We start from the raw sequence: 23,908 nt of genomic DNA, 5'->3' as shown, positions 1-23,908 counted from the left end.
CCGGCTATTAGGGACTAGCGTAACTTCCCTCGCTTCTGTACGATAAGTCAACATCGAATCGCTTCGCTCTCCGTGTTTCCTTTATCTCCTACAGCTCAGTCCAGTTCGTACGTCCCTGAGCAATCGACTCCACACTAAAAACAAAAATCCGCCCCTGTTATTACACAGGGACGGATGTTATTCCGCGGTACCACCCATATTCCATGCTTTGTTTAAAGCACGGCTCTCGGTTCACATTACGGATAACGGCCGCCTACCGGTTCCACTTACTCTCATTAATTTCAGCAGAACTTCTCAGAGATGATCTTCAGCCAATACCCGCCATCGCTTCACACCCACCAGCGACTCTCTTTTAGATCGGTATAAAAGCCTACTCTTCTCGTCAACGAAACTATACGTATCTTCTCCACATGTTACAATGGATTCCTTCGTATGTCAAAGCTTTATTACCCTCATCCTCGCCCATTTTTTAGAAGAATATACCTTTCTTCACAGAGTCATTTGCCTTTCTGATCACTTTTAATAAAAAATCAATATTATCTTCCAGACGTTCTTCCGCTTACAATAAAGGTATCAACTAACAGAAAGCAGGGATTTTCCATGTCTGAAGAAATCAAACAAAATGCCCGGGAAGTCTTTTCGAAAAACAAGCAAGCATACGTCGATAGTTCCACACATAAAAAACAATCCGACCTAGACGAGATCATCAATTGGATGCAGCCCACTCTTTCCCAAAAAGCTCTCGATATCGCAACGGGTGGTGGACACGTCGCGAAAGCTTTGAGTGGATATGTAAAAACTATTTTCGCAACAGACCTCACAAAAGATATGCTGCAAAACACATCCACCCATTTGACCGACAAGACAAATATAGAATACGTGATCGCGGATGCAGAAAACCTGCCCTTCATCGATGAGAGTTTCGATATCGTCACATGCCGCATCGCTCCCCATCACTTTCCATCACCTAAGATGTTCATTAAAGAGGTTAGTCGTGTGTTAAAGCAAAACGGAAAATTTTTAATGATCGACAATATAGCTCCTGAAAAAGACCAGCTTGATCATTTTTACAATACTTTCGAGAAAAAGCGTGACAATAGCCATGTCCGTGCACTTAAGAAAAAGGAATGGGACTCTCTTTTCCCACCATATGACCTTCTCATCCAAAAACCGTTGTTGCGTAAAAAGCAGATGCCTTTTCCTGACTGGGTGAAACGGACAATCGATAATCCAAAGGAACAAGAAGAGGTCGAATCTCTGTTTTTGCAGGCATCTCCTGATGAAAAACATCATTTCTCCATCATAGTTGAGGATGGCCGTGTTCAATCATTTACGATTGATGAGTATATGGTATTAGTAGAAAAACATTCCACCTGACGCATAATCCACCATCACATTGGAAAAATAAACGTTGTATTGAAATCGTTTGTGAGGTGGAGATCAATGGATATCGTCGTAATGGCCCGGGCTTTGTTCGGAACTTCGCTCGGGTTCCATATCATTTATGCAACGATCGGTGTCGGGCTTCCAGTGATGATCATCATCGCGGAAGTCTTGCACTTTATTAAAAAAGATCCGGATTATGCGTTGATGGCGAAACGATGGACGAAAGGTTTCGCTATCTTACTTGCAGTGTCAATTGCTTCAGGCACCATTGTCGGTGTCATGATCTCGCTTCTATTCCCCGATTTCATGGAGATTGTCGGACAAGTCATCGCCCTTCCATTCCAAATGGAGATTTTCGCCTTCCTCATTGAGGCGGTATTTATGTCGATTTATTTATATGCCGCTGATCGTCTGCCACCAACATTAAGACTCGTAAGTATTATTTCCGTGGCTCTAGGTGCGACTGCGTCCGCGATTTTAATCACAGATGTCCACGCTTGGATGAACACACCAGCCGGGTTCAACATCACTCCTGACGGTGAAATCACTGACGTTGACACGTGGGCTGCTTTCTTCAATCCTAGTTTCGGTGTAACGGCCATGCACGTCACCTTGTCCGCCTACACAACTGTCGCTTTTCTGATTGCCTCCATTGCCGCCCTTCGTCTTATGAGAAGAAAAATTTCAAGTGCAGAACGAACGTATCATAAAAAAGCTCTCACCATCGCCCTTTACTTTGGAGCTCTCATGTCTTTAGCAACAGCAATCAACGGTCACGATACTGCGCAAATGCTTCATGAGTACAACCCTAGAAAGCTCGCAGCAGCAGAAGGGTTATTCGAAACGCAACGTTACGCTCCTCTTTCTATCGGAGGCTACACCTCTCTCGAAGATCAGCGGGTGAAATATGCGATTGAAATTCCATATGCCCTCAGTTTCCTGGCTGACGACCGATTTGATACGGAAGTGATCGGGCTAAACGAATTCCCGGAAGAATTATGGCCTCCCCTCTATGTCCACATCCTTTTCAATGTGATGGTAGGGATTGGTACCGTACTTATCCTGGTCGCATTCCTCGCCTTGTTCTGGAAACACGTTTTGAAGAGGGAATTTCCTAATTGGCTGCTAGCGATCCTCGTCGTCAGTGGACCACTTGCTATGATTGCCATCGAGGCTGGCTGGTGCTTCAGTTGTATCGGGCGTCAACCATGGACCATCAATCAAGTACTGCGCACGGAAGATGCAGCGACTAAATCCAATAGTGTCGGATTTCTTTTCTATCTGTTCATGACTCTTTACATCACCTTATTATTTGTCACTGGATTTGTGATGAGATACTACTTCAAACACAACCCTGTCAGAGAAGATTTGGAAGCACGAGGAGTGTAAGGAAAATCAATCCCAGAAAGGATATATAGTCTATGGAAGCATCAACACTTGCGATTACGATACTTTGGAGTTTACTATTCGTCTACTCCATCCTCGGGTCTCTGGACTTTGGAGCCGGGTTCTGGGGAATGATATACGGAAAAAAAGAGGAAAAAAGTGCTGCCCAGATTGCAAACCGTTTCCTTTCCCCGACATGGGAAGTGACCAACGTCTTTCTTGTCATTTTCGTCGTATCTGTCGTCACTTTCTTCCCGTTCGCGACGACACTCCTCGGAAGTGTACTGCTTGTCCCAGTGGCCCTTGGCATTTTGCTTTTAACTATACGGACAACGTTCATGGTCTTCCAACATCATGCAGGGAAATATCAAGATTTACTTCGGCTCACTTCCGGCTTTACAGGACTCATCATCCCTGCGTTGCTCGTCAGTATTCTACCGATTACCTTAGGAGGCTTCGTCATCTTTGAAAACGACTATCCTCGGTTACAGTACGGGGAGTTGCTCACCCACCCGACCTTGTACATGCACATCCTTTTTGGGTTATCAACGGAATTGTTCATTTCCGCCATGTTCTTAATGGATTATGCGAAAGAAGCAGAAGACTGGGATGCGTATGATACATTCCGGAAACATTCTCTCTGGCTTGGCCCCATCAGTATCGCTATTGCAATGCTGACAATTGGTACGTTTCCATCAGAAGCTTCGTGGATCGTTGAAAACATCCAGCAAAACTGGATTGCTTTCGGATTATCTTTGTTATTCTTCCTTATCGGTTATGCGCTTCTTTTTGTCAAAAAGAAGGATGGGCACCGCGGGCTTGCTCGTTTTGCTGTAATCATGATCGGTTTGCAGTATGCCGTGGCCATTTATGCCTATGGATCTGCCCACCTCCCATATTTGATTTACCCGGACCTTACGATTGCGGATGGTTTTACAAATCCAGAAACGTTCTACCAAATGTTGATCGTTTATGCAGTAGGGTTCGGCATCCTCATTCCGGCTTTCATTTTGTTCTGGCGCCTTTTCCTTAAAGATCGACGTTATTTGAAGCAAGAATAACGTGTAAGCGGCTGGGACAAAACCATTATAAAATGAATAAAACGCATGAAATCTGATTTGAAAATCTTGATTTCATGCGTTTTTATTTTCATGATTTTAACTGGTTGCTTTTTGCTTATGTGCCAGTCTCTTTATTATTCTCCCGCAGTAAAATCCCTGCCCTTCATCTCTATCCCCCCTGTTTACCCCCCTTTATGGAAAGGGTACATAATAACAAGACAATCGTTTGAGTTTTTCTAAAGAACAAAAGTCACACAAAGCCCTCTTCTCTTGTTAGCTAACAGGGGAGAGAGGGTCCAATGATTAAATCAATAAAAAGGAGTTAAATCATGCAAGAGCTTACGAATGAATACCTCCAGGAAGCCATTGAAGACAGTCGGCCTTTCGCTTCTTCCGGCAGTGTAAATATGACAATTCCCCAATTCGATGAAACGATGAAAGACTATCTGGGTATCTCGATTATTACGACGGATGGTGAATGTTTTTCTGCTGGCGATACAAACCAATATGTTCCTATGCAGAGCACTTCTAAGATTATCGGGTTAATGCTCGCTCTCCAGGATTTTGGAAAAGAGCGCGTTTTTCAAACCGTCGGCATGGAACCGATGGGCGACTTCTTTAACTCGATCAGTCAATTAGAGTCCTATGACACCCATAAGCCATTCAATCCGATGATCAACGCTGGAGCCATTGCTGTTGCTGCACTCATCAAAGGACAAAATGCAGAGAAGCGCTTCGACCGCTACCTGAAATTTTTACGTCAAATCACCAACAATCATGAGCTCGAAATGAGTGAAGAGGTGTATCAATCCGAAAAAGCGAACGGAGCACGTAATCGTTCTCTCGCCTATTTCATGCATAGCACAGGGACCCTTGTTTCAGATGTAGAAGATGCACTGGACCTTTATTTCCGCATGAACTCTGTAATGATGTGCGGTCATGATTTTGCTCGTGTTGGACTTTTCCTTGCTAAAGGGGGCCTTGATCTGGACACAGGGGAAAAGTTAATCCCGTCCCACCACCTTCGCACGGTAAAAGCAATTATGATGAGTTCAGGCATGTACAATTCTTCTGGCCATTTTGCCGTAGAAGCTGGCTTTCCATGTAAAAGCGGGGTTTCCGGCAGTATTATAGGCTCCATCCCCGGCCGTATGGGTTTGGGTATCGTAGGACCCGCTATCGATGAAAAAGGAAACAGCACGGCCGGTGGTGCGCTGATCAAAAAACTTTCCCAGGACTTAGAACTAAACATGTTTGGTGTTGAAAACACGGAAAGGTCAGGATAATATGGCCTTTGATTATAACCTCGATTTCGATCATATAGATTTTCGGAAAGAGTCCGGAAAATATCGAGTCGGCAGGGGGGAGCAAGGCGTTCTTCTCGTCTAGCCTTATAAAAGTGAAATCCTGCCCTACTGGAGGTTCAAAATACCAGAGATAGCCAAAGAATCTTCAGAAAAAATTTATCGAATGTTTTTGGATTACAAACAAGACGGAGATTTTGTCGGAATGGATATGGCAAGAAAGTTCCTACAAATGGGCTATACCCGCTCGAGGAGGTATGCTAATTACGAAAGCGGAAAGAAGTATGATCAAAACGGGAATATCAACGAGCGGGAAATCGATGAAGAAAAAGCCCGGATCAGCCAGGATTTTCGAAGTAAAATGGAAGAAAGCCCAGGAGGATGAAGAATATTTGAAGAAAAAGAAGGCCCATCAAAAAGAGTATGGATAATGGTTGACAATTTCTGAATGGGAACGTAGGATAACATTAACCCGAGTAAACGAATCGGATTAATGAAGCGAGGAGTTGTGTGCGTGAAAACTTATCCTCTTTTGATCACCCTCTTATTCATGATTATCTCCTGGGCAATGGGGATTTACTTCCTTAATGTCATCTATACTTCAACGATTATTGTCCCCCTTTTCAACGACTTTATATGGATTCGTGATTATAAAGGCATCCTCGGTCTGACAGCTGTTTTTTCCATCATAACTATTCCCATGATTGCCTTCATGTATAAGAAGAGGAATCATCTATCAAAAAAGAAGACATGGTACAGCATCAGCATCGTTACTCACTTGTTTTGGGTAGGTACTTTGGCACTTCAGCTAAAGACGATTCTCTACAATTTAGGAATTTGCCATTAACAGACGAGAAATAAAAATGTTCTCTACGCCCTCACATGAAACAGCCTGCTTCTCTGAAGCAGGCTTCTTCTATACCAAAATTTTTCAAAAAATTCTTTCTTGCATATTGTCAAAACTTTCTGAGTAGTGTAGAGTAGTCAGCAATTAGAAAAAATTACAATCGAATCTCTTATCAAGAGAGGCAGAGGGACTGGCCCTGTGAAGCCTCAGCAACCCCTGGTCGCGACCAGAAAGGTGCTAACTCCAGCAAGTTGTTTATTCAACTTGAAAGATAAGAAGAAGAGCCCTACACACAAAAGCCTTCTTCTTTAAGAAGGCTTTTTTCATTTTTCTATATCTTTAAAGTATAAACGCATGAACCTAATAAAGGAGTGAATTCCATGTGTCCTCACACCGATACAAAATTTGTCCAGACAGGAAATCAGCATGATGAACCGACAGGGGCTATTAATCCACCCGTCTATTTTTCTACCCCATTTCGACATCCCGGTCTTGGAGAATCTACCGGGTTCGATTATACAAGAACAGGAAACCCGACCCGTCAAATTCTTGAATCATCCATCGCTGATATTGAGGGCGGTGATGCTGGATTTGCCTTCAGTTCAGGTATGGCCGCTATCCAGACAGCCTTATCGCTTTTTAAAAAAGGCGATGAAATCATTGTTTCCGAAGATTTATACGGCGGTACCTTCCGCTTATTCGAGTATATGGCAGAGCGATACGATCTTCGTTTCCATTACTGTGATCCCCACCAATTCGAACAGCTCTGCGGTCATATAAACGAGCGGACAAAAGCGATTTATATTGAAACACCGACAAACCCTTTGATGCACACAACTGACATAAAGAAATTTTCCACCCTGGCGAAAGCTCACGATTTATTGTTGCTCGTCGATAACACCCTTTACACACCTGTCTTGCAACAGCCCATCACAGAAGGGGCCGATATCGTCATCCATAGCGCGACGAAATATTTAGCTGGTCACAATGATGTCCTCGCAGGGATTCTCGTCAGTAAAGGAAAAGACGTGACCGAAAAACTCGCCTTTCACCAAAACACATCGGGCGCCGTCCTTTCCCCTTTCGATTCGTGGCTCGTCATGCGCGGGATGAAGACCCTCCCTCTCCGGATGAGACAACACGAATCAAACGCTAAGGCAATCGTCTCTTATTTCGAGAACCATCCACAGGTGACAGATATTTTTTATCCTGGAAAAGGGGGGATGGTTTCCTTCCGACTAAAATCAGAAGCATATGTGGACCCTTTTTTACGGCATTTGAAGCTCATCAGCTTTGCGGAAAGTCTCGGGGGTGTGGAAAGTTTCATTACCTATCCGGCCACCCAAACACATGCAGATATCCCAGAAGAAACTCGTATCAGCTACGGCGTGTGTAACCGCCTGCTTCGTTTTTCTGTCGGTGTTGAACATATCGATGACCTAATTCAAGATCTAGAATACACGTTGAATCAACTACCTAAGGAGGAATCATTACGATGACCGATCATTCTTTGCAAACTCGTCTGTTGCACAATGACCATAAATTCGACCCGAACACAGGTGCCGTCAGCGTTCCGATCCAACAATCATCCACCTTCCATCAGCAGGACTTCGATCAGCCAGGCGTTTATGATTACAGCCGGTCTGGCAATCCGACGCGAACAGCACTCGAAGACACGATCGCCGGCCTTGAGAACGGAACTCACGGCTACGCCTTCGCCTCAGGAATGGCGGCCATATCCACCGCGTTCATGCTTTTGTCGAAAGGAGATCATGTCGTCATTACCCAGGATGTGTACGGCGGGACATTCCGAATGATCCATGACGTTCTTCAAAGGTTTGGAATCGATCACACATTCGTAGATATGACGGATCTCCATTCCGTGGCCACTGCTATCCAACCGAATACGAAGCTCTTGTATATCGAAACGCCATCAAATCCGACGCTGGAAATCACGGATATCCGTGCCGTTGCGAAATTAGCGAAAGCGAACAATTGTTGGACGTTTGTCGACAACACGTTCATGACCCCTGCTCTACAGCGTCCGCTTGACCTTGGCGCTGACCTTGTTTTGCATAGTGCAACAAAATTCATCGCTGGGCATAGCGATGTCGTCGCCGGCCTCGCCGCCACTCGAAATAAAGAAATCGGAGAACAACTCGGCTTTTTACAAAATTCATTCGGATCCATTCTAGGCGCACACGATTGTTGGCTCGTGCTTCGCGGCTTGAAAACTCTGCATTGCCGAATTACACAATCCGCCGCTTCTGCTGTAAAAATCGCAGATGCATTAAGCAATCATCCTCTAGTGGAACACGTGTATTATCCAGGATTCCGTTGTCACCCAGGCAACTCGATCCATTCTCACCAAGCCGAAGGTTCCGGAGCCGTCCTTTCGTTTCGTTTAAAAGACGAGGTGGCTGTCCGTCAGTTCACTAAGCATGTAGAGCTTCCCGTCTATGCCGTCAGTCTTGGGGCAGTCGAATCCATCCTTTCCTACCCTGCAAGAATGTCTCATGCTTCCATGCCGAAAGCAGAACGCGAGAAACGCGGCATTACGGATGGCCTGCTCCGTTTGTCTGTCGGACTTGAAAACCCAGACGACTTGATCAAAGACTTTGAGCAGGCACTCGGGAAAACAGAAGCCTACACACTTTTACAAACAGGAGGTTGAACCATGGACTTACGCGAAGATTTACAAAATAAAACTTTAATCGGAGACGGAGCGATGGGCACCCTTCTTTACTCTTATGGGATTGACCGATGTTTTGAAGAACTAAACCTCTCCCATGCGGAAGAAGTGTTGAATGTCCATCGTGCCTATGTGCATGCAGGAGCCGACGTTATCCAGACAAACACTTACGGGGCTAACTATATTAAACTCACCCGTTATGGCCTGCAAGATCACGTGAAAGAAATCAATACAGCAGCAGTTCGCCTTGCCAAACAAGCATCGGGGGGGAAGCGATATGTTGTCGGAACAATCGGAGGCATTCGTGGCGTGCGGAAACAAGCCGTTTCCATAGAAGAAATCAAACGGAGTTTCCGTGAACAGCTCTATTGCCTTCTGTTTGAAAAAGTCGATGGCCTTCTGCTTGAAACCTACTACGACCTAGAAGAAATAAGGACTGTATTAGAGATTGCCAGAAAAGAAACCAACTTGCCAATCATTGCTCAAGTATCGATGCACGAAGCAGGTGTCCTTCAGGATGGCACCTCTCTTCCAGCTGCCCTGAAACAACTGGAAGACTTAGGCGCAGACGTGGTAGGCGTAAATTGCCGCCTCGGCCCCTACCATACGATACAGTCATTAGAAGAAGTCCCTCTTCCTGAAACAGCAGTACTGTCCGCATATCCAAATGCCAGTTTACCAGCTTTCCAGGATGGTAGACTCGTCTATCCGACCGACCCGACCTACTTTCAGAAAAGTGCTCAATCTCTTTATGAACAAGGGGCAAGACTCATTGGCGGCTGTTGCGGCACAACACCTGAACATATTGAAGCGATTGTCGCTCGCGTCAAAGGTAAAGCACCTATTAAGGATAAGGTGGTTCCTTTTACTAAAGAGACAGAAGTCATAGCTGCCGCACCAAAGGATACTCGCCCACACCTCCATGAGAAAGCAAAAAAAGGACGATCGATTATCGTCGAACTCGATCCACCGAAAAAACTGAAGACAGAGCGCTTTTTACAAGGAGCTGAAGCATTACGCGAAGCAGGTATAGATTCTCTAACACTTGCTGATAACTCACTCGCTTCCCCACGCATCTGTAACACAGCTATTGCTTCTATTATCAAAGAAAAGTACGATATCGACCCACTCGTCCACATCGCCTGCCGGGACCGCAACCTGCTCGGGTTACAATCTCATTTGATGGGGTTGCACACGCTTGGTATCCGTCAACTTCTAGCGATCACCGGGGACCCGACAAAAATAGGCGACTTCCCTGGTGCCACCTCCGTATATGATTTGAATTCGTTCGATTTGATTCATTACATCAAACAGATGAATAAAGGCATTTCATTCTCCGGTAAATCTTTAGGCGAAAGTACCTCATTCTCTGTAGCCGCTGCCTTTAATCCCAACGTGCGCAACTTGAACCGCGCCGTAGGACGAATGGAAAAGAAAATCAAATATGGAGCAGATTATTTCATCAGTCAGCCTGTGTTCAATGAAGAGCAGATGATTGAAGCATACGAAGCAACAAAACATATAGAAGCTCCCATTTACATCGGCATCATGCCACTGACGAGCATACGCAACGCCGAATTTTTACACAACGAAGTACCAGGAATCACGCTTGCCAAAGAGGTCCTGGAAAAAATGGAACTTGCCGGTACAGACAAAACAAAAGCACAAGCAGAGGGCATCCGTATCTCCAAATCATTAATTGATACGGCACTGGATCTATTCAACGGAATCTACTTGATCACTCCATTTTTGCGTTACGATATAACCGTTGAGTTGACGAAATATATAAAAGAGCAAAGCGCAAAGCGAGAAAGGAAGGTTTCCAATGGCATCCGCATGGTTTGATGAACAACTGCAGAAAAAAATTCTTATCCTTGACGGGGCGATGGGGACGATGCTACAGGAAGCAAACCTCTCTCCACAAGACTTCGGAGGCGAGGAATATGAAGGGTGTAACGAATACTTAAACCTTACTTATCCAAGCTTACTGGATTCCATTCACTCCCGCTATCTGGAGGCAGGAGCAGACATTATCGAAACAAACACCTTCGGGGCGACAGATCTTGTGTTAGACGAATATGACCTTGGACACCTGGCAGAAGAAATCAATATCGAAGCAGCTAAAATAGCCAAAAAAGCAGCGGCCCGTTACAGCACCCCTGACCGCCCCCGCTTCGTTGCCGGTGCGATGGGGCCTACAACGAAAACCCTTTCCGTTACTGGGGGTACCACATTCGAAGCACTGGCAGATGCTTATGAAGAGCAGGCACGCGGTCTGATAAAAGGTGGCGTCGACATCCTTTTATTAGAAACGAGTCAAGATATGCTTAATGTGAAAGCGGCATTCTTAGGTATTACTAAGGCAACCGAAGACTTGCAAAAAGAAATGCCGTTGATAGTATCCGGAACGATCGAACCAATGGGGACGACCCTCGCCGGTCAAAGCATTGAAGCCTTTTATCTTTCCCTAGAGCATATGAAACCGAGTGTTGTCGGATTGAACTGTGCAACAGGCCCGGAGTTCATGCGTGACCACCTCCGTTCCTTGTCTGAGCTCGCAACAACAGCAGTCAGTTGCTACCCGAACGCTGGCCTTCCCGACGAAGAAGGCGTTTACCATGAAACTCCGGAATCGCTCGCTGCAAAAGTGGCTGGTTTTGCTGAAAAAGGATGGCTGAACGTTGTCGGTGGCTGTTGCGGAACCACACCTGAACACATCCGTGCCATTGCGGAAGCGGTTGAAAAATACCAGCCACGAACAGCTCCTGACGCTCATGCTCACGCAGTCTCTGGCATTGAGCCACTGATCTATGATGATCCCGGGGATCGCCCGATTCTCGTCGGCGAACGCACAAACGTCATCGGCTCAAGGAAATTTAAGCGTCTAATTGCAGAAGGGAAGTTTGAAGAAGCTTCCGAGATTGCCCGTGCTCAAGTGAAAAAAGGGGCACAGGTCATCGATATTTGTCTGGCTGACCCGGACCGCGACGAAATCCAGGACATGGAAGCATTCATGAAACAAGTCGTCAACAAGGTTAAAGTTCCACTCGTAATCGACTCGACCGATGTCGATGTCATAGAGAAAGCACTTACCTATTCGCAAGGGAAAGTGATCATTAACTCCATCAACTTAGAAGACGGGGAAGAACGGTTCAAGGAAGTGCTCCCGTTCGTCAAACAGTACGGTGCAGCACTAGTGGTGGGGACGATCGATGAAGAAGGCATGGCTGTCACAGCACAAAGGAAACTTGAAATCGCTCAACGGTCACATGATATTCTCGTCGAAGAATACAACATAAACCCACAGGACATTATCTTTGATCCCCTCGTTTTCCCTGTCGGTACAGGGGATGAACAGTATATCGGTTCGGCAGAGGCAACGGTTGAAGGGATACGACTGATCAAAGAACACCTCCCTTTATGTCAGACCGTTCTCGGCGTCAGTAACGTCTCCTTCGGATTGCCACCCGTCGGCCGCGAAATATTGAACGCTGTATACTTGTATCATTGCACCAAGGCAGGACTCGATTACGCGATCGTTAATACAGAAAAACTAGAACGTTATGCATCCATTGCCGCGGAAGAAATCGACTTAGCCGATGAGCTCCTTTTCCAAACAAGTGAGGAGACCCTGGCTTCATTCACCGCTTTTTATAGAGGTAAGAAAAAAGAAACTAAAGTACCGACGTCCACGATGACCCTCGCGGAGCGCCTTGCTCATTACGTTGTAGAAGGGACAAAAGAAGGTCTTTTGCCTGATTTAGAAAAAGCGCTGGCCGAATATGAAACGCCTCTTGCTATCATTAATGGACCGTTAATGGACGGTATGGCAGAAGTTGGCCGCCTGTTCAATGACAATCAACTCATCGTCGCGGAAGTTTTACAAAGCGCTGAAGTAATGAAGACGTCTGTCGCCTATTTGGAACCACATATGGAAAAAGGCGACACATCGAACAAAAAAGGAAAGGTATTGCTTGCAACCGTTAAAGGGGATGTACATGACATCGGCAAAAACCTTGTGGAAATTATTTTGAGCAACAATGGGTTCGATGTCGTCGACTTAGGGATCAAGGTTACACCGGCAGAGTTGATCCAGCAAATCAAACAGGAAGAACCTACAATTGTGGGGCTGTCTGGTTTGCTCGTCAAATCTGCCCAACAAATGGTATTAACAGCTCAGGATTTGAAGCAGCAGGAAATCGACTTACCGATCCTCGTCGGTGGTGCTGCTCTTTCCCGGAAGTTCACCCATACGAAAATTTCCCCCGAGTATGGGGGCCCTGTCCTATATGCGAAGGATGCCATGGATGGTCTTTCCATCTCAAATCAGCTCAGTAATGATGATCAGCGTGATCAATTTCTTGGAGAACAGGCGGAAAAACAAGCGGCAGCCCTTTCACGTGTTACCAAAACTGCTCCTAAAGACACGGGCGGTACGGCTGTTGCTGTAAAACCGAAATCGTCCGTATCTAAGACCGTACCTGTATACCAACCACACGATTTTGAAAAGCATGTCATTCGCGAGCATCCTGTCGCCCATATCGAACCTTACATCAACATGCAGATGCTCATCGGGCATCATCTCGGGCTAAAGGGAAAATTCAATAAACTGCTCGCTGAGGGAAACGAAAAAGCAGTTCATCTAAAAGGGGTTGTAGATGGATTATTAGCAAGAGCAAAAACGGAAGCATGGATACAGCCTACTGCCATGTACCGCTTTTACCCAGCACAATCCGATGGAGACGATGTACTGATTTACGACCCGAAAGATCAAGAGACAGTCATCGAACGTTTCACCTTCCCAAGACAAAACAAAGAGCCATTCTTATGTTTGGCCGATTATTTACGATCGGTTGATAGTGGCGAAATGGATTATGTCGGGTTTTTCGCCGTCACGGCTGGAAAAGGCATCCGCAAGCGGGCTGTCGAGCTGAAAGAACAAGGGCATTACTTGGAAAGTCATGCGATTCAAGCATTAGCCCTTGAAACCGCGGAAGGATTAGCAGAGCAGGTACACCAGCAGATTCGCGATAAGTGGGGCTTCCCAGATCCTACTGATTTTACAATGCAAGAGCGATTTTCTGCGAAATACCAGGGCCAGCGTTATTCATTCGGATACCCAGCCTGTCCGGACCTTGATGATCAGAAAAAGTTGTTCCAGCTCCTCCGTCCGGAAGACATCGGCATCGAGTTGACGGAAGAGTGCATGATGGAACCAGAAGCATCCGTAACTGCAATGGTTTTCGCCCATCCAGAAGCACGTTATTTTAATGTCATTTAACCTTTTCAGTTGGATTCGGATTATATTCCTTTCCAGCTCTTACAAAAAAGGAAAAAAACCCGAACCACGCTCACATTGGCGGTTCGGGCTTTTTTCTATCACTCTTTATGCTTATAAATCACCGTACTATATACTTGAGCTTTCGCTTTTGGATCAAGATACTTCGCGGCACTATTTACAGCCGCCATCGCTTCATTGAACCCTGACCCAATCAACATCGTCTTACTCGGATAAACAGCAGCATCACCAGCTACAAACACACCAGGAATGCTTGCACCCATGTCAGTAGTAACAGGAATCCGGCCTTTATCCGTCTCCAATCCCCATTCGTCATACAAACTTTTATCAATTTGCAACCCTTCGTATACGAGGATATGATCGACATCTAAAACCGTCCCGTCATCGAGTACAATTCCAGTCATCCTATCGTCCCCATGCACCTCATTGATTTCCCGTTCCTTATGAATTCTTACGGAAGAGGATTCTAGTTTTTCTACATCCTGCTCATATACAGCTTTGAATTCATCGCTGCGATTGACGATATGCACTTCTTCGGCGACTCCTTCCAGCGCTAGAGACCAATCGATGCCAACACGATTTTGTGAAACGACCACAACTTTCTGATCCCGGTATTGCTCGAGGTTTTGGATCGTATAATGAATTTGTTTCCCATCATAACGTTTGCTGTTTTTTACTTTTAATGGCTGCATTTCGAACGTTCCCAATCCAGAAGCGATTAGCACCGTTTTAGAAAAATGCTCTTCCCCGTTTTCTGTCATCAGTACGAAAACCCCGTCCTCTCGCTTTTCGATAGAGGCAACCTTCATCCCTGTCACAAATGTCGGCTCCATACTTTCTGCCTGTTCTGTCACGTTCTGTACAAGATCTTCCCCTGTAATTCCAGGAAGTCCACCGACATCATAAACTTTCTTCTCTGGATAAAAAAAGGAGACCTTACCGCCAACACTTGGTTGATATTCCACCACTTTCGTCTTCATATCCCGCATTCCGCTATAAAAGGCAGAGTAAAGCCCCGTCGTGCCTCCACCTATGATCGTTACATCATACAAATCTTCCATAATTGCAAACTCCTTTTTTCTATTGGGTTTTCATAAGCAAGTAGACAAAATAAGGGGTACTGATGATCGAAACGACAATCCCCACTGGAATTTCAGCGGGTGCGATGATATTTTTTCCGATCGTATCTGCCATTACTAAAAACATCGCTCCAATCAAAGCAGCGACGGGAACCATCCGTTCATGTTTCGGTCCGACAATCCGACGTGCGACATGCGGTGCGACGAGCCCAAGAAATGCAATACCGCCCCCTGCTGCGACGCAGAGACCGGCAAGCCCGACAGCTATTAACAGAAAGGCACGCCGTTCTTTTTCAACCCGGACTCCCAATCCCATAGACATCGCGTCCCCGAGATTCATAATGTTCAAAGTCTTAGACTTGTAGATCGTCCACCCAATAAGACAGATGACAACCGGAACAACCGCAAAAACTAAATTCCAACTTCCCATCCAGAGGTCCCCGGCCAACCAGACAAGCGCCTGGTTGAAGTCCTGTGGGTTCATTTTCACTTGAAAAATGATCAACGCTGCACTGAATCCGGCATTCACTCCGATACCGACCAAAATTAAGCGAATCGGGTTCACACCTTTTTTCCATGCTAAAGCATAAACAATTAAAGCAGCTGCAAAAGCTCCTACAATCGCAAACACAGGCAAAATATAAATACCGATCCCACTAACCATCGCCATCGACTGTTGGAAAAAGAAAATATAAATAATGACAGCAAAGCCTGCTCCTGTATTGATACCAAGAATGCCTGGGTCAGCTAAATCATTTTGGGTAATCCCCTGGAGAATGGCACCCGAAACTCCGAGCCCGGCCCCGACAAATAAAGCGAGAAACATCGATGGAAGACGGAAATCAAGCAATACAAGTTTCTGTCTCTCCGTACCATTTCCTATTAATGTTTTCAATACATCCAGAGGAGCGATTTGGACAACACCCATATTCAAACTGATAAGAACCATTATACCTAGTAAAAGGAATAGAACCCCTAGAGTCAGAGAAAAGCGTTTTTCCCTCATATCTCTCCCCTCCCTTCTTTACGTGCAAGGTATAGGAAGAAAGGGACTCCAATACAAGCCGTTATTGCACCAACCGGTGTTTCAAAAGGTGCATTCACAAGTCGTGCACCGATATCTGAAATGACAAGAAGCAAACTCCCGAACACAGCAGAGACAGGAATGATCAATCGGTAATCGGTTCCTACGAAATATCTTGCCACATGGGGAATAACAAGTCCGATAAATCCGACAGTACCTGCCATAGAGACAGCTGCCCCTGTCAAAATAAAAACGACGATGACGCCTAAGGCTTTGACGACTAATGTATTTTGTCCAAGCCCTTTGGACACCTCATCACCGAGACTTAATATGGTCACAGAACGTGAGATAAATAAAGCAAGCGTCAATCCGATTGCTCCAGCAACCAGCAAAATCTCCACTGATAACCAATCCGTCGCCGTAAGCCCGCCTGCATACCAGAAACTCATCTGTTTGGCGACTTGAAAGTGCAAAGAAATTGCGGAGGATAAGGAACTGAGCATTCCTCCGATCGCTACCCCAGCTAGCGCCAGCTTTGCCGGGGTCAAACCTCCCTTCGAAAACGAACCGACAGCAAAGACAAGAATGACCCCAAGCCCCGCTCCGATAAAAGCAGCGAAAGTCATACCGATGTTACTTATTGCCGGGAAAAAAACAATCGCCAGAATTAAAGCAAAAGCCGCCCCATGTGTCACACCCATAATAGATGGAGAAGCGAGCGGGTTTCTCGTCAATCCTTGCATGATTGCCCCAGAAACAGCCAGGAAAGCTCCGACAAGAGCGGCTGCCAAAGCACGCGGGAGGCGGAGCTCCCGGATCACCTGGTGATTGGTCGATTCGGGAACGAAAGCAAAAACCGATTCCCACACTGTTTTGAAATCGATATCTGTAACGCCAACAGAAATCGACAGTGCCATGGCTATCACCAACAGTACACTCGTCCCAATAAAAATCATCCCTGCTCGCCATTGCTTACCAGCTAGTCCATCCAATTCTGTTCGTTCTGTCTGTTTCTTATCCTCCACTGCCAGCGACCCTCTCCGAATATGTATCAATCTAGTTGACACTATCATTGATAATGATTATCATTATCTTACCATAAACTTTTAGGAGGAACAAACAAATGAGTAAAAAAGTAACCCTTTACATAACAGGCCTGTTGCTGATTGCCTTACTGGCAACTGGATGTAGCAGCGACGGTTCAGATGAAACAGAATCAAATGAGAGTGCGAATGATGAAGGTACAGAGGAAACGACGGAACGTACATTGACCCATGCATCAGGTGAAATCACATTATCTGAACAACCTGAACGCATAATTGCCCCCTACTTAGAAGATTCCCTTTTAGCCCTGGGAGTAGAGCCAGTTGCACAATGGTCCATTGGTGATACAGTGCTTGACTATTTGCAGCCACAGCTTGAAGGTGTGCCTAAAATCGGTTATGATCTTCCAATTGAACAAACGATTGAACAAAATCCCGATTTGATTATTTTCAGCGGTCCTTCCGCGCTCCAAAACGGAAGCTACGAAGATTATTCCAACATCGCTCCTACTTACGTGTTTGAGCAAGAAACCAGTGCGAATTGGAGAGAACAACTGACTACAATGGGAGAAATTCTGGATAAGCAAGAAAAAGCGGAAGAAGTGCTCACTGATTTCGACAAAAAAGTCGAAGAAGCTTCCAACACCATAGAAGAAAGTATCGGCGACGAGTCTGTTGCTTTCGTCTGGACAATGGGCGAACAATTTTACGTATTTGATGAAAACCGCTACGGTGCAGAAATCTTTTATAACGACATGGGAATCACAAAGCCGGAATTCGTTGAGAACCTTCCCGAAGAAGGCGCAGAGTGGAATCCGGTCGCTTTAGAAAAACTCGGGCAAATAGACGCGGAGCACGTGTTCCTTATTGGAAATGAAGGAGAGGCAGGTTTTGAGGTTTTAGAAAACAGTTCGGTTTGGCAGAACACTCCTGCTGTGCAAAATGACCAAGTTTATACAATGAATGATCCGAGCCACTGGACGATCGATGGTGTCCTTGCTCATGAAATGTCGATTAATAAAATCGTAGAAACCCTTAAATAATCAGCATCTCCCACCATCAAAGCACCCTTTATCGGAAGGAATTAGATTCGATACATCTCATGGGTGCAAAGCGGGCTTAGGAAGCTAATCGCTTTCCACAGGGAAGACGGCATCTTAATATTATTGGAAAAAGACACAGAAGAGGCTTACTTTTGTGTCTTTTTCATTGTTTTTTTGTAAAAAATCCCGAACTTTTGCAGGAAGTTCATTATAATAGTCGAACTTTATCAAAACATGACAACTATGGAGGTTTTTCAAATGGCTGAAGAACAAACTAGATATTCTCGACTTGCACAGATCACTAAGCTGATTAATACGGAGCTTGATTTGCGCGAAGTCTTAGAACACGTGGTCACAGCCATATCTGAAGAAATCATGCGGTGCGATTCGGTAGGTATCTACCTGCCTCGGGAAGATGGTACATACCAAGGTTATGTGGGAAAACCAGCCTTAATCAATGGGATGACACTCGATATGCATATCGTCGATCCTGCCTACGACTCCCTGGCAAAAGAAGTCATTGACACCCATGAAGCCATTTACATACCTGATACATCCAAAGATAATCGTCCTGATCAACGAGCAGTACAAGCTTTCAAAATCAATTCCCTGCTCGTTGCGCCGATCTCTTATGAAAACGAACTGTACGGACTTGTTTTCCTATTTGATTATGGTACACCGATGAACTTGTCGGAGTCTGAAATAGAATCTGTCAAAGCGTATGTGAACATGGCTGCAGTAGCGATCCGTAATGCTAACAATTTGACGAGAAAAGAAAAACTAATCTCTGAAAAACAACTGTTACTGAATGTGACGCGAGACCTTTCCTTATGCTCTTCCTTACAAGAAGCGCTCGACAAATGTTTTCACTATTTAGGGGAAGTGCTGGAAAATCCGAATATCGGAGCCCACTTTGTTGATCCTGTTGCTGAATATCACTTGAGCCCAGCCAGTCTCAGCAAAAACAGTGACTGGTCGGAAGAGGATTGGAAAGCTACCCACAAGCAGATGGATTTCAACCATAATGAAGATCTTCTCTTCCAGGAAGTTGTTCAGACAAAGACATCGATCATGATTCCAGATGTGTTCGATGACCCACGAACCAACAAGGACATTTGTGAGAAATTTGGAATGAAAGGGCTTTATATGATTCCGCTCGTTTCCCTCGGGGAAGTGCTCGGAGCCATAGCTATCGTAAATTTGAATGAACCCAACAAAGTGTATCCAGATTCAGTAAAACAATTGGCTGAGTCCATTGTCGATACTACCGCTCCCGTCCTATTCAACCTTCTCTATATGGAAAAACAAGAAATGATCATCCATGACCGCACCTCAGAACTCACAAAGAAAAATGAGGAATTAGAAGGTGCCATTACAGAATTGAAGAAAATCAGCCGTGAAAAAGAGTTGATTCTCCAATCCGCAGGGGAAGGGATTTTCGGCCTCGACTTAAATGGCCGCATCACATTCGCAAACCCTTCCGCCACCTCTCTTTTAGGCTATGAGAATGAAGAGGATATTATCGGTGCCCCCTACTCTGCCGTGTTTCAATGGGAGAGCGTTCATACAGGGTCGTTTATTGAGCAATACGAGGAACAGAAAAACCTCAGTGATCATGACCATCTCTTCTATAAAAAAGACGGAGATACGATTCCTGTGGAGTATGTAATCACACCAAAAAAAGAAGGCGAATGGACGATTGGTTATGTCGTCACTTTTAAAGATGTGACCGCACGTAAACAAATGGAAGAAAAAATCAAATATCATGCTTATTACGACAGTGTCACTAACGTACCAAACCGTGTTTTGTTTGAAGACCGGCTCAGTCAAGCATTAACATATGCTGCTTTAACAAATAAACCGTTAGCGATTTTATTTCTAGACCTCGATCGCTTCAAAAAAATCAACGATACTTTTGGTCATAGTTTTGGCGATCAAGTATTACGGAAAGTGGCCAAACGGCTACAAAAAGCTATTCCGAAAGAAGCGACTGTCTCGAGGCAGGGCGGTGATGAATTCATCATCCTCCTTCCTACTATTGAAAAAAAAGAAGAAGCAATCAGTTGCGCGAAAAAAATCCTCCAAGTATTTGATGACCCGTTCGTGATTTCTGGTCAAGAGATAGCTATGAAAACAAGTATCGGGGTCAGCATTTTCCCGGAAAGCGGGGATAATGCGGAAACATTAATTAAACAGGCGGATGTCGCGATGTATAAAGCGAAGGAGTTTGCCGGCAACTGTTATCAGTTGTTTTCCTCAGACATTGAAAACCAGGCTGTAGAACAAATCCAACTTGAAAACGACCTCTTCAAAGCACTGCAAAAAGGAAATGAATTCGAACTCTATTACCAGCCGAAGTTTGATGCCCGAACAAATGATTTGATTGGAATGGAATCATTGATTCGTTGGAACCATCCTGAACTTGGAACTCTCTCTCCAGGACACTTCATCCCTCTCGCAGAAGAAACAGGATTAATTACTCTGCTAGGAGAATGGGTGATCCGGCAAGCATGCAAACAGATGAAAATATGGGAAGAAGCAGGTTACACAGAACTGATCATATCTGCTAATTTATCACCACAACAATTCAACCAGAAGGAGATTGTCCAAGTGGTTGCTGACATTTTACACGAGACAGACCTGCCGCCATACCACCTGGAGCTCGAACTGACAGAGAACCTGATTATCCATAATACCGAACAAACGTTGAAGACCATTGGAGAGTTGAAGGGTCTAGGCATCCAAATTTCGATTGATGATTTTGGAACAGGATATTCCTCCCTTGGTTATTTAAAAGACTTCCCTGTCGATACACTGAAAATCGACAAATCTTTCATCGACGATGTCACAACTAATAAAAAAAATGCTGCCATTACCAAAACCATCATCACCTTAGCAGACAGTTTAGGGGTGAATGTCATAGCAGAAGGTGTGGAACAAGCAGAACAAGCCGTTTTCCTAGCTCAACATGGTTGTCATTGGATCCAAGGTTTTTATTATAGCCAACCTTTGCCGACCAAAACATTTGAACGACATTTTTTAAAATCTTATTCCCAAAGGAGCTAAGCAAATGAAATCAGTTCGTGCTGTATTAGATTACCTCGTCTCCGGTAACGTTTCTTACATTTTTGGAATTCCAGCCGGGTCCGTCAATGCTTTTTTCGATGAACTTTACGATACTCCCTCTATCACACCGATTGTGACTAAACACGAAGGAGCGGCATCTTATATGGCAGCTTCCTATGCCAAATATTCGGATTCGCTCGGCGTATGTATCGGAAGCAGCGGTCCAGGCGGAACGAACTTAATTACAGGTGCCGCGAATGCCATGCGTGAACATCTCCCTGTGTTATTTTTGACAGGTGCTGTCCCTGTCGACACTGTCGGATTGAACGCTTCTCAAGAATTGCACGCAGACCCTCTCTATCAACCGGTAACTAAATACAGCCAGAGAGTGGACCGGGCGGAAGACCTTTTACCGGAGATTCATAAAGCGGTTGAGATTGCGATGACTGGTGTCCCGGGCCCTGTCCACATCGCCATGCCTATTGACGTTCAGCTTACAAATATTATAGAACCGTCTATCCCTGAATTCCCACAACGCCGCCCACTTCTCCCTGAAGATGAACACATTACAAAGGCAGCTGAGCAACTTGCAGGCAGTAAGAGTGGCTATATATTCGCCGGACAAGGAATCCGAGGGTCTGTTGAAGATGTGTTAGAACTTGCCGAAACCTTAAATTGGCCAATCGTTACGAGTCCGCAAGCCAAAGGATATATACCAGATACCCATCCCCTTCTTAAAGGAATTTTCGGCTTTGCAGGTCATGAAGAAGCATCACAACTTATCAATGAAGGCAAAGCAGAGACAGTCCTTGTACTAGGTTCAAGTCTCGGAGAAACAGCGACAAACAATTGGAATCCAAACATCGCTAAGAATCGTACAATGATCCAAGTGGATTATGATGCGGCTGTCTTCAACCGGAAATACCTGGTGGACATTCCCGTTCATGGGGATATCAATGTCACTGTTTCATCCATTATTACCGCTCTCAATGGTATGGGAATCAAGCATCAAACACTGCCTGAAATCGAGCACATGCCACCACACATAACAGAAGAATATAGAACGCAGAATGTTTTATGGGCCTTGCAGGAAAAGTTGCCGGAGGACACCCGTTACACCATCGATATCGGGGAATTTATGGCTTATGTCGTTCACCACATGGGCGTGAAGAGTTCCGATTCCTTCGATATCAATGTCCATTTTGGAGCAATGGGAAGTGGCATCGGTAGTGCAATCGGTGCGAAGTTGGCTGACCCAGAGCGCCAGACCGTCAGCATCACCGGTGACGGTTGTTTCTTCATGCATGGTATGGAGCTTTTGACAGCAAAAGAGTATGAGATTCCCGTTTTGTTTATCGTTATGAATAATGCCCGTCTTGGGATGGTCCACCATGGACATTCGCTTCAATATAAACGTGCCCATGAACGATTCGGTCAAGAAGCAATCGACATCTCCCGAATGGCTGCATCACTCGGCGTTCCGAATGCCCGCATTGATTCTATGGAAGATATCCATGACAAGAACCTCGCTTCCGTTCTGAATACAAACGGTCCAGCAGTCTTAGAAGTCGCTCTCGTCGATGAGCAAGTGCCCCCGATGGGTGACCGCGTCAAATTTTTATCTTCATTCGGAAAATAATTACGACTGAGTTTCCTTAAATATACGCTCCCTATTCTGTAAGACTCAGTTTCGAGACTTTAATGAGAGTTTGGGGCTGCGGGAAAAGGTTTGCTTTCCGTGGGGCGGGCGCTGAGCCTCCTCGAGAGGCTAGACACCGGAACTAGCCTAGAGCTGGAGGAGATAAAGGAAACACGAAGAGCGTAGTGTTTCGATGTTGACTTATCGTACAGAAGCGAGGGAAGTCTCACTAGCCGCTAGGCACTAGAGCTGGATAGCACACGTAGGACCTATGTAATCCATTGGAATGTGGGGTCATCCAGGTGTAAGAACGGGAAAGGATAGACTGGCGAGACACCAAAGGTCATGAAGTGACCGAGGAGGCTTGCCGTCTTCCCCGCGGAAAGCGACTTATCCCCCACCGATCCTTATTCGCAATAAAGTCTCGAAATCGGGTCTCCGGAATACTGGCATTTAGTTTTATAGCTATCTACTAAAAAAGCAGGGCTCCTTTTTTTGGAGCCCTGCTTTCATTTATGCTGTGGAATAATGAGAGATTTCTTTCTCTAGCTTCTCTTTCATCGCCTGTCTCGCCCGGTGAAGGCGGGATTTGACGGCAGCCGGCGTAATACGGAGGTAAGAAGCTATCTCTTTTTCTTGCAGCTCTTTATAATAACTTAATTGAAAAACGGCTCGGAGCTTGGGAGACAAGGTACTCATCCGTTTTTTCACATCTTCTTCCAAATGATGATGCTCGCAAATACGCTCGACATCAGATTCAGGGTTAACAGCTATAGGTTGTGACAAAGGAATTTCTTCTATAGGTAAAAGTACAGCTTTTTTCTCCTTGCGTAACAGGTCAATCGCTTTCCTGTGAGCAATAGTAGATAACCACGAACCTACCTTCCCTTCATCTCTGACCTCCTCAAACTTCCCGTAAGCTTTAAGGAATGTTTCCTGAAGGATATCTTCCGCTGAACAAGGATTCTTCGTCACTTTCAAGGCTGTATAATAGACGCGATGGTAATATTGTTCATACATGTCGCAAAAGTCCATCTTC

Annotated in this window: 16 protein-coding genes, 1 pseudogene, 1 riboswitch and 1 other annotated feature; of the genes and pseudogenes, 13 read left to right on the top strand and 4 right to left on the bottom strand. The window is 45.2% G+C overall.

Annotated elements, in window-relative coordinates; translation table 11 throughout:
- Positions 1-163 precede the first annotated feature (163 nt).
- Positions 164-395, bottom strand: a binding site (T-box leader).
- 205 nt (positions 396-600) lie between these two features.
- The 10 genes and pseudogenes from BMZ58_RS18640 to metH all read left to right on the top strand — a co-directional run bounded on the left by BMZ58_RS18640 (position 601) and on the right by metH (position 13,957).
- On the top strand, positions 601-1,377 hold the full coding sequence (locus BMZ58_RS18640) for a class I SAM-dependent methyltransferase (protein ID WP_075038047.1): 777 nt from the start codon (positions 601-603) through the stop codon (positions 1,375-1,377).
- Between the two features lie 66 nt (positions 1,378-1,443).
- Positions 1,444-2,775 carry a cytochrome ubiquinol oxidase subunit I gene (locus BMZ58_RS18635; RefSeq protein WP_075038046.1) on the top strand — a complete coding sequence of 444 codons (1,332 nt, stop codon included), beginning with the start codon at positions 1,444-1,446 and terminating at the stop codon, positions 2,773-2,775.
- 32 nt (positions 2,776-2,807) lie between these two features.
- Complete coding sequence (locus BMZ58_RS18630; RefSeq protein ID WP_075038045.1) at positions 2,808-3,833, top strand: cytochrome d ubiquinol oxidase subunit II; 1,026 nt, start codon at positions 2,808-2,810, stop codon at positions 3,831-3,833.
- 329 nt (positions 3,834-4,162) lie between these two features.
- Complete coding sequence (glsA, locus tag BMZ58_RS18625; RefSeq protein WP_075038044.1) at positions 4,163-5,119, top strand: glutaminase A; 957 nt, start codon at positions 4,163-4,165, stop codon at positions 5,117-5,119.
- 1 nt (position 5,120) lies between these two features.
- Positions 5,121-5,568: pseudogene (locus tag BMZ58_RS18620) on the top strand (DUF4385 domain-containing protein).
- An 83-nt stretch (positions 5,569-5,651) separates the two neighbouring features.
- Complete coding sequence (locus BMZ58_RS18615) at positions 5,652-5,984, top strand: hypothetical protein (protein WP_075038043.1); 333 nt, start codon at positions 5,652-5,654, stop codon at positions 5,982-5,984.
- A gap of 166 nt (positions 5,985-6,150) precedes the next feature.
- Positions 6,151-6,262: riboswitch (SAM riboswitch) on the top strand.
- Positions 6,263-6,364: 102 nt separating this feature from the next.
- The gene (locus tag BMZ58_RS18610) at positions 6,365-7,483 is read left to right on the top strand and encodes a methionine biosynthesis PLP-dependent protein (RefSeq protein ID WP_075038042.1); all 1,119 of its coding nucleotides are present in this window, start codon (positions 6,365-6,367) and stop codon (positions 7,481-7,483) included.
- Positions 7,480-8,658: a cystathionine beta-lyase gene (gene metC / locus BMZ58_RS18605; protein ID WP_075038041.1), complete on the top strand. Its 1,179-nt coding sequence runs from the start codon at positions 7,480-7,482 to the stop codon at positions 8,656-8,658. Before BMZ58_RS18610 ends, metC begins: the two co-directional genes overlap by 4 nt.
- A gap of 3 nt (positions 8,659-8,661) precedes the next feature.
- Complete coding sequence (locus tag BMZ58_RS18600; protein ID WP_075038040.1) at positions 8,662-10,521, top strand: bifunctional homocysteine S-methyltransferase/methylenetetrahydrofolate reductase; 1,860 nt, start codon at positions 8,662-8,664, stop codon at positions 10,519-10,521.
- The gene (metH, locus tag BMZ58_RS18595; RefSeq protein ID WP_075038039.1) at positions 10,502-13,957 is read left to right on the top strand and encodes a methionine synthase; all 3,456 of its coding nucleotides are present in this window, start codon (positions 10,502-10,504) and stop codon (positions 13,955-13,957) included. The genes BMZ58_RS18600 and metH overlap by 20 nt, the downstream gene beginning before the upstream one ends.
- 98 nt (positions 13,958-14,055) lie before the next feature.
- Here metH and BMZ58_RS18590 read toward each other — a convergent pair whose 3' ends face one another.
- The 3 genes from BMZ58_RS18590 to BMZ58_RS18580 are packed head-to-tail and all read right to left on the bottom strand — an operon-like array spanning position 14,056 to position 17,034.
- Positions 14,056-15,036: an NAD(P)/FAD-dependent oxidoreductase gene (locus tag BMZ58_RS18590; RefSeq protein ID WP_075038038.1), complete on the bottom strand. Its 981-nt coding sequence runs from the start codon at positions 15,034-15,036 to the stop codon at positions 14,056-14,058.
- Positions 15,037-15,055: 19 nt separating this feature from the next.
- On the bottom strand, positions 15,056-16,060 hold the full coding sequence (locus tag BMZ58_RS18585; RefSeq protein WP_075038037.1) for a FecCD family ABC transporter permease: 1,005 nt from the start codon (positions 16,058-16,060) through the stop codon (positions 15,056-15,058).
- A complete protein-coding gene (locus BMZ58_RS18580) occupies positions 16,057-17,034 on the bottom strand; it encodes a FecCD family ABC transporter permease (RefSeq protein ID WP_075038074.1) in 978 nt (325 codons plus the stop codon). The genes BMZ58_RS18585 and BMZ58_RS18580 overlap by 4 nt, the downstream gene beginning before the upstream one ends.
- Before the next feature lie 167 nt (positions 17,035-17,201).
- Here BMZ58_RS18580 and BMZ58_RS18575 point away from each other — a divergent pair, with 167 nt between their 5' ends.
- From BMZ58_RS18575 to BMZ58_RS18565, 3 genes are all read left to right on the top strand, one after another.
- Positions 17,202-18,164, top strand: a complete 963-nt coding sequence (locus BMZ58_RS18575; protein WP_075038036.1) for an iron-hydroxamate ABC transporter substrate-binding protein — start codon at positions 17,202-17,204, stop codon at positions 18,162-18,164.
- 258 nt (positions 18,165-18,422) lie between these two features.
- Positions 18,423-21,230 (top strand): bifunctional diguanylate cyclase/phosphodiesterase, encoded by a 2,808-nt coding sequence (locus tag BMZ58_RS18570; protein WP_075038035.1) that lies wholly within the window; start codon positions 18,423-18,425, stop codon positions 21,228-21,230.
- A 4-nt stretch (positions 21,231-21,234) separates the two neighbouring features.
- Positions 21,235-22,869, top strand: a complete 1,635-nt coding sequence (locus BMZ58_RS18565) for a thiamine pyrophosphate-binding protein (RefSeq protein WP_075038034.1) — start codon at positions 21,235-21,237, stop codon at positions 22,867-22,869.
- A gap of 513 nt (positions 22,870-23,382) precedes the next feature.
- On the opposite strand, the gene BMZ58_RS18560 is transcribed toward BMZ58_RS18565, so the two are convergent.
- Positions 23,383-23,889, bottom strand: a complete 507-nt coding sequence (locus BMZ58_RS18560; RefSeq protein WP_167360117.1) for an RNA polymerase sigma factor — start codon at positions 23,887-23,889, stop codon at positions 23,383-23,385.
- Positions 23,890-23,908 lie beyond the last annotated feature (19 nt).

This window comes from Halobacillus dabanensis (assembly GCF_900114165.1).
In the GTDB taxonomy this organism is placed as follows: domain Bacteria; phylum Bacillota; class Bacilli; order Bacillales; family Halobacillaceae; genus Halobacillus; species Halobacillus dabanensis.
Note: the sequence above shows the minus strand (reverse complement) of the source record. Positions and strands in the feature narration are given on the sequence as shown.

Coding starts and splice junctions, on each gene's coding strand:
- BMZ58_RS18640 (WP_075038047.1), top strand. CDS start 601: ATGTCTGAAGAAATCAAACAAAATGCCCGGGAAGTCTTTTCGAAAAAC.
- BMZ58_RS18635 (WP_075038046.1), top strand. CDS start 1,444: ATGGATATCGTCGTAATGGCCCGGGCTTTGTTCGGAACTTCGCTCGGG.
- BMZ58_RS18630 (WP_075038045.1), top strand. CDS start 2,808: ATGGAAGCATCAACACTTGCGATTACGATACTTTGGAGTTTACTATTC.
- glsA (WP_075038044.1), top strand. CDS start 4,163: ATGCAAGAGCTTACGAATGAATACCTCCAGGAAGCCATTGAAGACAGT.
- BMZ58_RS18610 (WP_075038042.1), top strand. CDS start 6,365: ATGTGTCCTCACACCGATACAAAATTTGTCCAGACAGGAAATCAGCAT.
- metC (WP_075038041.1), top strand. CDS start 7,480: ATGACCGATCATTCTTTGCAAACTCGTCTGTTGCACAATGACCATAAA.
- BMZ58_RS18600 (WP_075038040.1), top strand. CDS start 8,662: ATGGACTTACGCGAAGATTTACAAAATAAAACTTTAATCGGAGACGGA.
- metH (WP_075038039.1), top strand. CDS start 10,502: ATGGCATCCGCATGGTTTGATGAACAACTGCAGAAAAAAATTCTTATC.
- BMZ58_RS18590 (WP_075038038.1), bottom strand. CDS start 15,036: ATGGAAGATTTGTATGATGTAACGATCATAGGTGGAGGCACGACGGGG.
- BMZ58_RS18585 (WP_075038037.1), bottom strand. CDS start 16,060: ATGAGGGAAAAACGCTTTTCTCTGACTCTAGGGGTTCTATTCCTTTTA.
- BMZ58_RS18580 (WP_075038074.1), bottom strand. CDS start 17,034: ATGATTTTTATTGGGACGAGTGTACTGTTGGTGATAGCCATGGCACTG.
- BMZ58_RS18575 (WP_075038036.1), top strand. CDS start 17,202: ATGAGTAAAAAAGTAACCCTTTACATAACAGGCCTGTTGCTGATTGCC.
- BMZ58_RS18570 (WP_075038035.1), top strand. CDS start 18,423: ATGGCTGAAGAACAAACTAGATATTCTCGACTTGCACAGATCACTAAG.
- BMZ58_RS18565 (WP_075038034.1), top strand. CDS start 21,235: ATGAAATCAGTTCGTGCTGTATTAGATTACCTCGTCTCCGGTAACGTT.
- BMZ58_RS18560 (WP_167360117.1), bottom strand. CDS start 23,889: ATGTATGAACAATATTACCATCGCGTCTATTATACAGCCTTGAAAGTG.